At 32.8% G+C, this 14,541-nt stretch carries 13 protein-coding genes; 8 read left to right on the plus strand and 5 right to left on the minus strand.

Annotated elements, in window-relative coordinates; all coding sequences use genetic code 11:
* Positions 1 to 30 precede the first annotated feature (30 nt).
* Positions 31 to 555 carry a hypothetical protein gene (locus tag V8G56_RS10540; protein ID WP_395438412.1) on the plus strand — a complete coding sequence of 175 codons (525 nt, stop codon included), beginning with the start codon at positions 31 to 33 and terminating at the stop codon, positions 553 to 555.
* Between the two features lie 26 nt (positions 556 to 581).
* On the opposite strand, the gene V8G56_RS10545 is transcribed toward V8G56_RS10540, so the two are convergent.
* The 3 genes from V8G56_RS10545 to V8G56_RS10555 form a co-directional block, all read right to left on the minus strand.
* Positions 582 to 1,304: a hypothetical protein gene (locus V8G56_RS10545; protein ID WP_395438413.1), complete on the minus strand. Its 723-nt coding sequence runs from the start codon at positions 1,302 to 1,304 to the stop codon at positions 582 to 584.
* A gap of 86 nt (positions 1,305 to 1,390) precedes the next feature.
* Positions 1,391 to 3,094, minus strand: a complete 1,704-nt coding sequence (gene ggt, locus V8G56_RS10550; protein WP_395438414.1) for a gamma-glutamyltransferase — start codon at positions 3,092 to 3,094, stop codon at positions 1,391 to 1,393.
* A complete protein-coding gene (locus V8G56_RS10555; RefSeq protein ID WP_395438415.1) occupies positions 3,091 to 3,696 on the minus strand; it encodes an acyl carrier protein phosphodiesterase in 606 nt (201 codons plus the stop codon). The genes ggt and V8G56_RS10555 overlap by 4 nt, the downstream gene beginning before the upstream one ends.
* A 130-nt stretch (positions 3,697 to 3,826) precedes the next feature.
* On the opposite strand from V8G56_RS10555, the gene glmM reads away from it, so the two are divergent.
* Complete coding sequence (glmM, locus tag V8G56_RS10560; protein ID WP_395438416.1) at positions 3,827 to 5,215, plus strand: phosphoglucosamine mutase; 1,389 nt, start codon at positions 3,827 to 3,829, stop codon at positions 5,213 to 5,215.
* Between the two features lie 11 nt (positions 5,216 to 5,226).
* On the opposite strand, the gene V8G56_RS10565 is transcribed toward glmM, so the two are convergent.
* Positions 5,227 to 6,108, minus strand: coding sequence for a lysophospholipid acyltransferase family protein (locus V8G56_RS10565; RefSeq protein ID WP_395438417.1), 882 nt, complete (start codon positions 6,106 to 6,108; stop codon positions 5,227 to 5,229).
* Between the two features lie 62 nt (positions 6,109 to 6,170).
* Here V8G56_RS10565 and V8G56_RS10570 point away from each other — a divergent pair, with 62 nt between their 5' ends.
* From V8G56_RS10570 to cmk, 4 genes are all read left to right on the plus strand, one after another.
* Complete coding sequence (locus tag V8G56_RS10570; RefSeq protein ID WP_395438418.1) at positions 6,171 to 6,821, plus strand: rhomboid family intramembrane serine protease; 651 nt, start codon at positions 6,171 to 6,173, stop codon at positions 6,819 to 6,821.
* 198 nt (positions 6,822 to 7,019) lie between these two features.
* Complete coding sequence (gene lon, locus V8G56_RS10575) at positions 7,020 to 9,470, plus strand: endopeptidase La (RefSeq protein ID WP_395438419.1); 2,451 nt, start codon at positions 7,020 to 7,022, stop codon at positions 9,468 to 9,470.
* A 94-nt stretch (positions 9,471 to 9,564) separates the two neighbouring features.
* Positions 9,565 to 10,584 (plus strand): type IX secretion system protein PorQ, encoded by a 1,020-nt coding sequence (gene porQ / locus V8G56_RS10580; protein WP_395438420.1) that lies wholly within the window; start codon positions 9,565 to 9,567, stop codon positions 10,582 to 10,584.
* Between the two features lie 2 nt (positions 10,585 to 10,586).
* Positions 10,587 to 11,282 (plus strand): (d)CMP kinase, encoded by a 696-nt coding sequence (gene cmk, locus V8G56_RS10585; protein WP_395438421.1) that lies wholly within the window; start codon positions 10,587 to 10,589, stop codon positions 11,280 to 11,282.
* Between the two features lie 52 nt (positions 11,283 to 11,334).
* Here cmk and V8G56_RS10590 read toward each other — a convergent pair whose 3' ends face one another.
* Positions 11,335 to 11,715, minus strand: a complete 381-nt coding sequence (locus V8G56_RS10590; protein ID WP_395438422.1) for a LysM peptidoglycan-binding domain-containing protein — start codon at positions 11,713 to 11,715, stop codon at positions 11,335 to 11,337.
* Positions 11,716 to 11,988: 273 nt separating this feature from the next.
* Here V8G56_RS10590 and rpsA point away from each other — a divergent pair, with 273 nt between their 5' ends.
* Both rpsA and pyrR read left to right on the plus strand, forming a co-directional pair.
* A complete protein-coding gene (gene rpsA, locus V8G56_RS10595) occupies positions 11,989 to 13,848 on the plus strand; it encodes a 30S ribosomal protein S1 (protein ID WP_395438423.1) in 1,860 nt (619 codons plus the stop codon).
* Positions 13,849 to 13,995: 147 nt separating this feature from the next.
* Positions 13,996 to 14,535, plus strand: coding sequence for a bifunctional pyr operon transcriptional regulator/uracil phosphoribosyltransferase PyrR (gene pyrR / locus V8G56_RS10600; RefSeq protein ID WP_395438424.1), 540 nt, complete (start codon positions 13,996 to 13,998; stop codon positions 14,533 to 14,535).
* Positions 14,536 to 14,541: the final 6 nt, after the last annotated feature.

A 14,541-nucleotide genomic window follows, 5' to 3' on the forward strand; every position in this document is an offset into this window, starting at 1 on the left:
TTGTTAACTGAAATAAATTATAATAAAATTATGAAATTATTAGGAATAGGTTCTCGAATTAATCATGCTGAATTTGGAAAAGGGGTCATTACCAATGTATCATCAAGACATTATTGGGTTACTTTTATTGATAGCGGATTAGAAACCATAGATATTGATGCTGAAATAGAAATCATTGAAGCCACTGAAGATGATGTTGATACGGTTAGCTTTTTTGATGTTGAAAGTAGTTTAAAAGAAATATTAAAAAAGTGGAGCGATGTTTCAGAAATCGTTCCAATTGCAGATAAATATAAAGGAGGTAAGCTAATTTTAGAACCAGGTGATACCAATTTAAAACCATATGAGCTCCCTATTGATACTTTTTTCCATAAGATAACGATGGTGAGAGACCGATTGAGAGTTATGGAGCAGCGCATTAATGCGAGTGATCTGGATGAACAAGGAAAAATAGATCTGCAGCAATATATTACCCGAATATATGGTAGCTTAACAAGCTTTAATGTATTGTTTAAATCTAAAAGCCAGCAGTTTGTTGGGCAGAAGGGGAGTTAAAATTAGGGGATCTATTGAAAATATTACTAGTTATATTTTGTTCCTTTTATGTTTGTTAGTTCAATTCCTAAAAATAAAATATTGTGATAGGTGGGTAATTTGGCACCACTTTCTGTGGTTGTCCAATGAGACCAAGAGGATTCGAGACCTTGAATAGGTAAGATGGAAGTCCACATTTTAAAGCTTTTCGGCATGCCGTTGTTTTCAAAAGACCATAAATAGGAATCGCCTGGTGTTGTGCCGCCTGATGTATAGGTTATTAATAACCCATCCTCACCATTTTTTAATTCAACCAATCGTCTTTCTGTGCCATGATCAAAGACTTTATAAGGCGCAACTAACCAAAAGGAATCATTATTAAAATAAGAAAGAGCTTTTGTGGTTAGATCTTCGCCTATTTCTCCTTCAATTTTAAAGCCATGAATATAGGCCTTGTTTAATGATTTATTATTTAAGTCAAGATCAACTCTATATTCTTTCCAAAAAACAGAACAGCTATTTTTAGATTTTTCCCATTTATAGTGGTGTAGATTTTTAAAAGTCCATTCTATATAATCAGTGTTTTTATAAGCTTCAAAATCTAAAGCTTCAAGCATATTATAGGCTAATTCATCTGCCTTTGGGCCTTGCTTTCCTTGCGGTAAATCTTCGTTATATTTAAAAAACATAAACACAAAAAACAAAATACTGGGTAATGTTAAAAAGACAATAACACTAGTAATTATTTTAAATGTTTTTTTGGTTTTCATAAATGTGCTGACTTGGATTCGTTGGGTAATGTTCTATAAATCAGCACTAAATTATTAAATAGAATTGACTCAGAAGAAAATTGGAACTAAAAACCGACAGCCGTATCATCACCTCGATAATCTGCACCGCCTTCTAACTTTTTATCGATTAAAAGCATGATGCCATCAACCTTTCCAATAACAGGTGAATCTTTTTCATTAATTAGATATCCCTTATTTTGAAGTGCCTTAACTAAATCTTTATCAAAAGAATTAGGTTCCATTTGTATGACATCTGGGAGCCATTGATGATGAAATCTGGGTGCGTCTACGGCTTCTTGCATGGTCATTTTAAACTCATGGACATTTAAAATAGTTTGTAATACAGAGGTAATAATTGTAGAACCACCAGGAGTTCCTACAGACATGAATAATTCGCCATTTTTTTCAACAATAGTAGGGGTCATTGAACTTAACATACGTTTTTCAGGAGCAATACTATTGGCTTCAGCTCCTATGAGTCCAAACATGTTTGGAACACCGGGCTTACTACTGAAATCGTCCATTTCATTATTTAAGAAAAATCCCAATTCTGAACAATATAACTTTGATCCATAGGCACCATTTAATGTTGTTGTTGCAGAAATAGCATTTCCAAATTGGTCAATAATTGAATAATGGGTGGTTTCATTACTTTCAACAACTTGAATATTGCCATGTGAAACATTTTTTGAAGAGCTGGCTTTGTCAAATGAAAAATCAGACATTCTTTGACTTAAGTAGGCATCATTAATAAGTTCTTTTAAAGGAATTTCAACAAAATCCGGATCACCTAAATAATAACTTCTATCCGCATAAGCACGTCTCTCTGCTTCAGTAATAACCTGAATGGTTTTTAAAGAATTATGCCCATATTCATTCAAATCATAAGGTTCAATCATTTTCATGATTTGTGCTAAACATACACCACCACTTGAAGGAGGAGACATGGAGATGATTTTTAAATCATCATAAGTAAAAGTTATTGGCGTTCGCCACTGGGCCTCGTATTTTGATAAATCTTCCTCTGTAATAACACCTCCATTATCTTGTATGAATTTCACTAATATTTTTGCTGTTTCACCTTTGTAAAATTCATCACGACCATTTTTCATAACACGCTCTAAAGTCTTGGCAAGTGAAGTAAATTTAATGGTGTCATTGGCTTTCCAATACTTATCAAAAACAATAGAATCTTTATTTACTTTTGTAAAAAATGGTTGATAATGTTTAATCCGTTCTTCTTGCTTTTGAGTCACTACAACTCCTTTATAAGCTAATTCAATGACAGGTTTGAGAATGTCTTCAATGGGAAGTGATCCTAGTTTTTTATGAACTTCAAAAACACCTGCTATGGTTCCAGGAATACCAACAGCCATGGCGCCAAGAGTACTTTTTTCAGGGATTACATTTCCATCGCCATCTAAAAACATGTTCTTTGTTGATGCTAAAGGGGCTTTTTCTCTATAGTCTATAGCTCCAATTGCGCCATTAGATTTTCTATAAACCATAAAACCACCGCCACCAAGATTACCAGCATATGGATAAGCTACTGCCAAAGCTAATTCTGTTGCTACCATGGCATCAAAAGCATTGCCTCCTTTTTTTAAAATATCAACCCCTATTTTTGAGGCCTCCTCACGTGCAGAAACAACCATCGCGTGATTTGATATCAGACCTCTTTTTGGAATTTTTACACTAGCTTTTTCTTCAAAATATTTACATGAAAAAATGCTAATTAATATTAAAAGGCAAAAAATAAATCTTCTCATTTTGTATAAAATAAATTATTTAACTCATTCAGTTTAAGATTTGAAAACAGCACTAATTCATTAAAAAAGAAACTGAATTCATTTTCAAAATCTGAATAAAACGCTTCAAGTTCATGGACAGCTTCGTTCATGTTTGATCTGTTTTTTGTGCGTCTATTCATGCCTTCTAAGGCCTTTGAAATACCTTCAAGAGAGGCATAACTTACTAACCAATTATCGCTCATCATGTAGGGCATCATTTTTTGTACACGCAATGGCAATATATGGTAGTTTTCTTCTAAAGAATCATAAAATGTTTCAACATATTCTGGCAATAAGACATTACTATATCTGTCCCAGTTTTTTGCTAAAAAATGATCATATAACATATCTACAATGATACCAGAATAATGACTGTATTTTGAGTGCAATCGTTTGGTACTCTTTCTTACCGTTTTATGGGCATCTGTAAAAGTGTCTATATGCCTGTGTAATAAGACGCCAATTTGAATTTCAACAGGATATTTTTTATAATCTTTACCTTTGATTCCATCGGCCATAAAATTTCCAATGGTCACAAGATCACTGTCACCGGAAAGATATATATGTGCTAAGTAATTCATTCGGGTAATTTACAAATTCAAAAGGAAGATAAGTATTTTAACTTTAAAATTATTCCGTTAAACATTTTTTAAGGTAGAATAAAATACAAGCTGAAAAAAATATGTAGGTTTGTTAAAAATTCAATTAAAAATGACATTAATAAAATCAATTTCTGGAATTAGAGGAACCATTGGAGGTCAGGTTGGAGATAATTTAACCCCAATTGATGCTGTTAAATTTGCCTCGGCTTATGGTGTTTGGGTTAAACAACAACGACATAAAGATCAGTATAAAGTTGTTGTAGGCAGGGATGCTCGAATTTCCGGTGCTATGATTCAGAATTTGGTAATGAATACATTGGTTGGATTAGGGATTCATGTGGTAGATTTAGGTCTGTCTACAACACCAACAGTTGAATTAGCAGTTCCAATGGAGCATGCTGATGGAGGTATTATCCTTACCGCCAGTCATAACCCGAAACAATGGAATGCTTTAAAACTTTTAAATTCAAAAGGGGAGTTTCTTGATGGGGAAGAAGGTGCTAAAATTTTAGAAATTGCTGAAAGTGATCAAATGTCATTTGCAGATGTTGATAGTTTAGGAAAAATAACTAAAAACAAAGCTTATATAGATTTACATATTATTGAAGTATTAGATTTGCCACTTGTGAATGTAAAAGCTATTGAGGATGCCAGATTTAAAGTAGTTGTTGATGGTGTAAATTCTACTGGAGGTATAGCCATTCCATTACTTTTAGAAAGATTAGGTGTTCATGTAATTAAATTGTATTGTGAGCCAAATGGTGAATTTCCACATAATCCTGAACCTCTAAAAGAGCATTTAACAGATTTGTCTGAACGAGTTGTGAAAGAGCGCGCTGATTTTGGTATTGTAGTAGATCCTGATGTAGACAGACTTGCTTTTATGGATGAAAAGGGAGACATGTTTGGCGAAGAATATACATTAGTGGCTTGTGCTGATTATGTGTTAAGCAGAACTCCAGGAAATACAGTAAGCAATATGAGTTCTACCAGAGCTTTGCGTGATGTTACTGAGAAATACGGTGGCACTTATGAAGCTAGTGCGGTAGGAGAAGTGAACGTAGTTAAATTAATGAAAAAAAATAAAGTGGTGATTGGTGGTGAAGGTAATGGTGGTATTATTTACCCAGAATCTCATTATGGAAGAGATGCCCTTGTTGGTGTAGCTTTGTTTTTAAGTTTGTTGGCTGATAAACAAATAAGTGTCAGTGCGCTCCGTAAAACGTATCCTAATTACTTTATGAGTAAAAAGAAGATAGAACTTACTCCAGGTTTAGATGTAGACGGTATTCTTACAGAAATAGAAAACCGCTATCATAATGAACAATTAACAACTATTGATGGGGTAAAGATCGATTTTTCTGAAAGCTGGGTGCATTTACGCAAAAGTAACACAGAACCAATTATTAGAATATACACTGAAGCTAAATCTCAAGTAGAAGCTGATACTTTGGCTGATAAGTTTATTAAAGAAATAGGCGCTATTGCTAAAGGTTAATGGAATAATAATTACTTGGGAGCATTATTTGCATGCTTCCATCGTTTGTGTGTCCATAAATAAAATTCCGGAGCCTCTAATATTTCTTCTTCGACATGCTTTAAGTAGGCATCAGTAATTTTGAAATCTTCCATTTTATTGGGATCCTTTATAATATCCATAATGGTTGCTTCATAATAACCACGTTTTATTTTTTTTACTTTCAAAAACAGGGTGGCCATATCTAGGCGTTTGGCAAGTATTTCAGCACCAACATGAACCGGTACTTTTATACCCATAAAATTTTGCCAGTGTATCGCTTTATCAAGTTTTGGTGACTGATCAAACACAAAACCATTTAAGGTTAATTGTTTGTTTTGTTTTGCCTGAATAAGTGTAGGGAACGTTTCCTTTGTCGTTATTAAATAACTGTTATATTTTGCGCGAATTCGTTTTACCAAAGCATCAAAATATTTATTGCTTAATTGTTTATAAACAGCATATCCCATATGGTTAATATGCTTTTGTAAAATAAAAACCCATTCCCAACTTGCATAATGTCCCATAAAGAGCACAATACTTTTGTTTTCCTTTTCAAGATTGTGAATATCTTCTACGTTTTTAAAAACATAGCGTTTTTTCATTTCAGCCTCAGAAATTGTGATGGATTTTATCGCCTCTACAAGCATATCACATAAATGATGGTAGAATTTTTTTCTTATAATTTTAATTTCAGCATCCGTTTTGTATGGAAAAGCAAGGTGTAAATTGGCGTTGACTACTTTCTTTCGGTACCCAAAAATATGATAGATTAAAACATAAACTAAATCAGAGATTATATACAATACTCTAAAAGGCAAAATAGAAATAAGCCATAAAAAAGGATAAAGAACAATGTAAGCTAGAAATTGCATTATTTAATTTTAAATTTGCAGCAACAAATATAGAACTTAAATTATTTAAACTTTTATTCCTTATGGGCAAATTAGATTTAGTAACCATAATTATTATTGCAGCCAATGTGATCATTTCATATAAAGGATTCGGAGATTTTGGATTTTTCGAAAAATATAAATTTAATGTTGGAGCTTTAAGAAGAGGGGAACAGTTCCGTTTATTTAGCTCTGGTTTTTTGCATGTTGATAATGCGCATTTATTTTTTAATATGTTTTCATTGTATTTTTTTGCTGACATTGTTATTAATGATCTAGGGATTTTTAGTTTTATAATAATATATACAGGAAGTTTATTGCTAGGTAATTTATTGTCGTTATACTTTCACAAAGATGAGTATCATTATAGTGCTGTTGGGGCCAGTGGTGCCGTAATGGGTGTCATTTATTCTGCTATTTTATTGCAGCCAGGAATGAGTTTATATATGTTCTTTATTCCTATTCCAATACCAGCTTATCTTTTTGGCATAGGTTATTTATTATATTCCATTTATGGAATGAAAAATAGAGTAGGCAATATTGGTCATGATGCCCATTTTGGAGGTGCTATTGGTGGTTATGTCATTACTTTAATATTGGCTTCTTGGTTATTTGAAGAAAACTTATTAATGATTGGTTTACTGGCCATTCCAATAGTTTTGCTTTTTATTTTGAAAAAGACTGGTAAAATGTAAGCTATGTTTAATAAGGCATGTAGTTTTTGGGTTTTTTATGAAATTAAATATTATTATGGCATAGCTATTGACCTTATTTAATGAATAAAAATTGAAACGTAAATTTAAAATATTGATATTCAGTATTTTATTTAAATAAAAAACAAGTATAAATAAGTGCCCTATGTATAAAAATGACATATTGGCTTAAAAATATATATGAAGAAATCTAATTTTATAAGTCTTGACAGTTTGTCATTTCAGGAATTTGATGAAAATTCTGAATTGATTCCCTTAATGACGCCTGAAGACGAAGAAGAAATCAATAACGAAGTTTTGCCTGAAATCTTACCAATTTTACCTTTAAGAAACACGGTGCTTTTTCCAGGTGTAGTGATACCTATAACGGCTGGAAGAGATAAGTCAATTAAACTAATCAATGACGCCAACAAAGGAAATAAGGTTATTGGTGTAGTGGCTCAAAAAGATGAATCTGTTGAAGACCCTACTGCAAAAGATATTCATGGGACTGGAACTGTTGCCAGAATTTTGCGTGTTTTAAAAATGCCTGACGGGAATGTTACGGTTATTATTCAAGGTAAAAAACGGTTTAAAGTAGCAGAAATAATTACAGAAGAACCTTATATGAATGCGACTATAAGGGAAATTCCAGAAGCAAGACCAGCTATTAGTAATAAAGAATTTATTGCTATTATTGATTCTATAAAAGATTTAGCACTTCAAATTATTAAGGATAGTCCAAATATTCCTAGTGAAGCATCATTTGCTATAAAAAATATAGAAAGCACTTCATTTTTAGTAAACTTCGTGTCATCAAACATGAATCTTTCTGTAGCCGAAAAACAAAGTTTATTAGAAATAAATGACCTAAAAAAGCGGGCTTTAGAAACACTAAAATATATGAATGTTGAGTTTCAGAAACTCGCGCTTAAAAATGATATTCAGTCTAAGGTTCAAATGGACATGAGTCAACAGCAACGGGAATATTTCTTGCATCAACAAATGAAAACTATTCAGGAAGAATTGGGTGGCGTAAGTCATGATGAGGAGATTGATGAAATGCGTTTAAGAGCCAAAAGCAAACTTTGGGATGAAAAAGTGGCAAGTCATTTTGAAAAAGAATTGGCAAAAATGCAACGTATGAATCCTCAGGTTGCAGAATACTCCATTCAAAGAAATTATTTAGACTTGTTTTTAGATTTACCTTGGAATGAATTTAGTAAAGATAAGTTTGATTTAAAACGTGCTCGTAAAATTCTTGATAGAGATCATTTCGGTTTAGAAGACGTTAAACTCAGAATTATTGAACATTTGGCGGTTTTAAAACTTAGAAACGACATGAAGTCACCCATTCTATGCTTATACGGCCCTCCTGGTGTTGGTAAAACATCATTGGGTAAGTCAATTGCAGAAGCTTTAGGTAGAGAGTATGTACGTATTTCTTTAGGTGGATTGCGTGATGAAGCAGAAATAAGAGGGCATAGAAAGACTTATATTGGTGCCATGCCGGGAAGAATTGTTCAAAGTTTAAAAAAGGCTGGTAAATCAAATCCGGTATTTGTTTTAGATGAAATAGATAAATTATCAAATTCAAATCAAGGGGATCCTTCATCTGCAATGTTGGAGGTTCTGGATCCTGAACAAAATTATGATTTTTATGACAATTTCCTGGAAGTGGGTTATGATTTATCAAAAGTCATGTTTATTGCTACTTGTAACAGCTTATCAACCATACAACCGGCTTTACTTGACAGAATGGAAATTATCAATGTAACAGGTTATACTATTGAGGAAAAGGTTGAAATTGCCAAACGTCATTTACTTCCTAAGCAGTTAAAAGAGCATGGTTTAACCGATGCACATTTAAAAATTGCAAAACCACAATTAGAAAAAATTGTAGAAGGATATACCCGAGAATCAGGAGTTCGTAGTCTTGAAAAGCAAATTGCTAAGATGGTAAGATATGCCGCTAAAAATATTGCGATGGATGAGACTTATAACGTCAAAATATCAAATGAGGATATCATTAAAGTTTTAGGAGGTCCAAAAATGGAGCGTGATAAGTATGAGAACAATAATGTAGCTGGTGTTGTTACTGGTTTGGCTTGGACTCGGGTAGGTGGTGATATTTTATTTATAGAATCCATTTTATCTAAAGGAAAGGGTACTTTAACCATTACAGGGAACCTTGGAACAGTCATGAAAGAATCGGCTACCATTGCCATGGAATATATCAAGTCAAACGCTGAAGAATTTGGAATAAACCCAACGGTATTCGATAACTATAATGTACATATACATGTGCCGGAAGGAGCTACGCCAAAAGATGGGCCTAGTGCCGGTGTCACTATGCTAACCTCACTGGTTTCCTTATTTACGCAAAGGAAAGTTAAGAAAAGTTTAGCCATGACCGGTGAAATAACATTGCGTGGAAAAGTGCTGCCTGTTGGTGGTATCAAAGAAAAGATTTTAGCCGCAAAAAGAGCAAGAATTAAAGAAATTTTACTTTGTGAAGAAAACAGAAGTGATATTGAAGAAATTAAACCAGAGTATCTTAAGGGGTTGACCTTCCACTATGTAACAGATATGAGCGATGTGATAAGAATAGCAATAACCGATCAAAAGGTTCAAAACGCTAAGACTTTATAAAATTTAAACCTCGATTAAGTTCGAGGTTTTTATTATTTAAAATAATTCGATGCTACATCCGTTCTAAGATAGATTTAGTTACTTTGTACTTTATATGTTAAAGAAAATAATCCCACTTTTTTGTTTGCTTATTAGTATGGTTTCCAAAGCACAAGTTGGTGGCGAATCAACGTATCAATTTTTAAATTTGGTTTCGTCACCTCGACAAGCAGCGCTTGGTGGTAAAGTAATCACAAATGTAGATTACGATGTAGCACAGGGGCTTTATAATCCCGCAACTATAAATGTTGAAATGGATAATCAGCTAGCCTTAAATTACACAAGTTATCTAGGAGGTATTAGTTATGGCACAGCATCTTATGCTTATACTATTGATAGACGCACTCAAACTTTTCATGCAGGAATGACCTATATTAATTATGGTTCTTTTGATGGATATGATGAAACTGGAAATTCCACTGGTACTTTTACAGGTAATGAGGCAGCCTTATCATTTGGTTATTCTTCTCAATTGGGCTATAGTGATTTTTATTTTGGGGCTAATGTTAAATTAATTACTTCAAAACTAGAACAATACAATTCTTTAGGGGTGGCAACAGACTTAGGGTTATTATATATTAATGAAGATTTAGATTTTCATGCGGCTTTGGTGGTTAGAAATTTCGGAACACAAATCACAACCTATGCCGGACTGAAGGAGTCATTACCATTTGAGGTAGATTTTGGGATGTCTCAACGTCTTGAGAATGTGCCTATACGTTGGCATATTACACTTGAAAATTTACAAAAATGGCCAATAGCGGTTTCAAACCCTGCCAGAGTTACAACCGATTTATCAGGAAATCAGACTGAAGAGAAAATTGGTTTTCTTGGCAATGTTATGAGGCATACCATTATTGGTGCAGAAATATTTCCGGAAGGTGGGTTTAATATTCGTTTAGGATATAATTTTAGAAGAGCTGAAGAATTACGTATTTTGGATCAGAGAAATTTTTCGGGATTATCAGCTGGATTTTCAATTAAGTTGAATAAAATGCGATTTAGTTATACACATGCCAAATATACAAGTGCAGCCAATTCAAACTTTTTTGGCTTGCAAATAGATTTAAGATAGTCATGAATCAAGAGAAAATTATAATTGCCATAGACGGTTTTTCTTCAACAGGGAAAAGTACTGTAGCTAAACAAATAGCCAAACACCTTGGCTATATCTATATTGATTCAGGAGCCATGTATAGAGCCGTCACTTTTTTTGCTATGACTCAAGGATTTATTGACAATGAAAAATTTAATATAGAAGGTCTGATTTCAAAACTTAAAAGCATTGATATAGGTTTTAAGTTTAATGAGGACTTAGGGTTTGCTGAGGTTTATTTAAATGGAGAAAATATAGAAAATCAAATTAGAACTTTAGAAGTTTCAAATTTTGTAAGTATAGTCTCTGCAATACCTGAGCTTAGGCAACAATTGGTTTTACAACAGCAAAAAATGGGAATAAAAAAAGGTGTTGTGATGGATGGTAGAGATATTGGAACCGTAGTTTTTCCAGATGCAGAACTAAAACTTTTTATGACTGCCTCTGCAGATACCAGAGCTTTAAGACGCTTTCAAGAACTTAAATCGAAAGGAGAAAATGTGTTATACGAGGATGTTTTAAAGAATGTCCAAGAACGTGATTATCTAGATTCTACTAGAGCGGATTCTCCTCTTTTTAAAGCAGATGACGCCATTGAAATAGATAATTCAAATATGTCAATGGAGGAACAATTTGAAACCATTTTAAAATTAGTGATGGCCGTTTTAAATAAATGAAATATAAAAGGCTATCTAAATGATAGTCTTTTTTGCTTTAAAGTCTAAAGTATTATAAATTAGGAATAATTAATTCTTGTCCAGGATGAATTAAATCCGGATTTTTCAAGATATCAGAATTAGCCTTAAAAATAGTCTGATATTTTGAAGGATTACCAAAATACTGTTTGGCAATTTTTCCTAGAGTTTCACCGCTTATTACAGTATCTCTATGAAAAACACTCGTGTCAGCGACTTTGATATTAGCTACAATATCAGATGGGCTTTCGTTACCAATTTCTTTATATTTTATCCCAAAGTAAGTTTTTTTGTACTGGGTTTGAGCAGTTCCTTTTATTTTTAAAACCCCATTTTCTTCAGTGACATCACCTTCTTTAATATGTAATTTTCCACCTAAGTCTAACACTGCCTGGTATTTTGATTTTACTGTCATAATTTATTCTATTTAATAAATTTCAATATGTTAAATATGGCAAAATAAATACCAAAAGTTTTTAATTTTTCATGGTATTTAAAGTTCTCAAAATCAAACAATAAAATATTTTAAGGTAATTAGGCTATTTTGTTTAAAATGTTTATTTTTGCACTCCTTTTAGCGAATTATTGGAGAGATAAAAGGAATGAAACTAAAAATAAAATAACCCTTCTGTGTGTTTATCGCTTAAAATCTCCTGGAACATAACGGAATACAAAATTTAATCAGCACATGGCTGAAAAAGCAAAAAAAGCTGAAGTTGAAGCTGTAGAAGCAATAACTGTAGAAGCTCAAGTAGTATCTGAAGCTCAAGCAAACCCTGAAAAATTCTTAAAAGATTTCAACTGGCATAATTACCAAGAAGGTATTGATGAGGTTGATGACAAACAACTTAAAGAATTTGAAAAATTAGTAGCAGAAAATTTCGTAGACACACTTAATGATGAAGTGGTTATTGGAAAAGTAGTTCACATCTCTGATCGTGACGCTATTATTGACATTAATGCTAAATCTGAAGGCGTTATCTCTTTAAACGAATTTCGTTACAATCCAAACTTAAAAGTAGGAGACAAAGTAGAAGTATTAATTGATGTGCGTGAAGATGCAACAGGACAATTAGTATTATCTCACAGAAAAGCACGTGTAATCAAAGCATGGGATCGTGTTAATGCGGCTCATGAATCTGGTGAAATCGTTAATGGTTTTGTTAAGTGTAGAACTAAAGGAGGTATGATTGTAGATGTATTCGGTATCGAAGCATTCTTACCAGGTTCTCAAATTGATGTAAAACCAATTAGAGATTACGATCAGTACGTAAATAAAACTATGGAATTTAAGGTTGTAAAAATCAATCATGAGTTCAAAAACGTAGTAGTTTCTCATAAAGCTTTAATTGAAGCTGATATTGAAGAACAGAAAAAAGAAATCATCGGACAATTAGAAAAAGGTCAAGTACTAGAAGGTGTAGTTAAAAATATTACATCTTACGGTGTCTTTATTGATCTTGGTGGTGTTGACGGTTTAATTCATATCACAGATTTATCTTGGTCAAGAATTAATCATCCAAATGAAATTGTTGAACTGGATCAAAAACTTAATGTTGTTATTCTTGATTTTGATGAAAACAAATCTAGAATCCAATTAGGTTTAAAACAGTTAAGTAAGCATCCTTGGGAAGCTCTTGCTGACACCGTTAAAGTTGGTGATAAAGTAAAAGGTAAAGTAGTTGTTATTGCAGATTACGGTGCATTTATTGAAGTTGCTGATGGTGTTGAAGGATTGATTCACGTATCAGAAATGTCTTGGTCAACACATTTACGTTCAGCTCAAGATTTCGTTTCTGTTGGAGATGAAGTTGAAGCAGTTATCTTAACTTTAGATAGAGAAGAACGTAAAATGTCACTTGGTATCAAGCAAATTACTCCAGATCCATGGACAGATATTACAGGTAAATATCCTGTAGGGTCTAAACATGTTGGTGTCGTACGTAACTTTACAAACTTTGGTGTATTTGTTGAATTAGAAGAGGGTATTGATGGATTAATTTACATCTCTGATTTATCTTGGACTAAGAAAATCAAGCATCCAAGTGAATTCTGTGCTGTTGGAGACAAATTAGATGTTGTAGTATTAGAATTAGATGTTGAGGGACGTAAATTAAGTTTAGGTCACAAACAAACTACTGATAATCCATGGGATGTTTATGAAACAGATTTCGCTTTAGATACGGTTCATACAGCTGAAATTACAGAAATCGTTGATAAAGGTGCTACCGTTGAATTTAATGAAGATATCGTAGCTTTTGTGCCTTCTCGTCACCTTGAAAAAGAAGACGGTAAGAAACTTAAAAAAGGAGAATCTGCTGAATTTAAAATAATTGAATTCAATAAAGAGTTTAAACGTGTAGTGGCATCTCATACAGCTATTTTTAGAGCTGAAGAGGCTGCAAACGTAAAGGCTGCTGTTAAAAAAGCGGCGGCTGTTGCCGCTGAAGCAAAACCAACACTTGGTGATGCTAATGATCAGTTACAAGCTCTTAAAGATAAAATGGACGGAAAAGTTTCAAAAGCTAAACCAAAAGCAAAGAAATAGTAAGCTTTCATTTCCTGTGAAAACGGGTAATCATTTATAAAATTAAAGCCTTCAAGAAATTGGAGGCTTTTTTATTAAACTTTTTTAAAAACTAAAATTTTTAAAATTTTGCATTACCTTTGTTCTCCAAATACGTTTGGATAGTATATGAGTCAAAAAGTTTTACTTAACGAAAAAGAGGTAAACATCATTCTTCACCGATTGGCTTGTCAACTTATTGAAAAACATAACGATTTCTCAAATACCGTGCTCATTGGTTTACAACCACGTGGTATATTTCTAGCCAATAGGATTGCAAAAATTTTAAGAGAAGACTATAAAGTTAAAAATATTCAATTAGGTCTGTTAGATATTACATTTTTTAGAGATGATTTTAGAAGAGGTGAAAAACCTTTAGAAGCTAATACAACAGTTATCAATTTTTTAGTTGAAGATAAAACCGTTGTATTTATTGATGATGTGCTTTATACTGGAAGAAGTATTAGGGCGGCTTTAACAGCCATTCAATCTTTTGGAAGACCGAATGAAATTCAATTACTCACGTTAATTGACAGACGATTTAGTAGGCATTTACCAATTCAACCAGATTATAGAGGTAGACAAGTTGATGTTATAAATAATGAAAAAGTAAAAGTAAACTGGAAGGAGAATGACGGAGAAGATTCTGTTTACTTAATAAATAAATAATTAATT

The sequence above is a fragment of the Gaetbulibacter aquiaggeris genome, assembly GCF_044003965.1.
In the GTDB taxonomy this organism is placed as follows: Bacteria; Bacteroidota; Bacteroidia; order Flavobacteriales; family Flavobacteriaceae; genus Yeosuana; species Yeosuana aquiaggeris.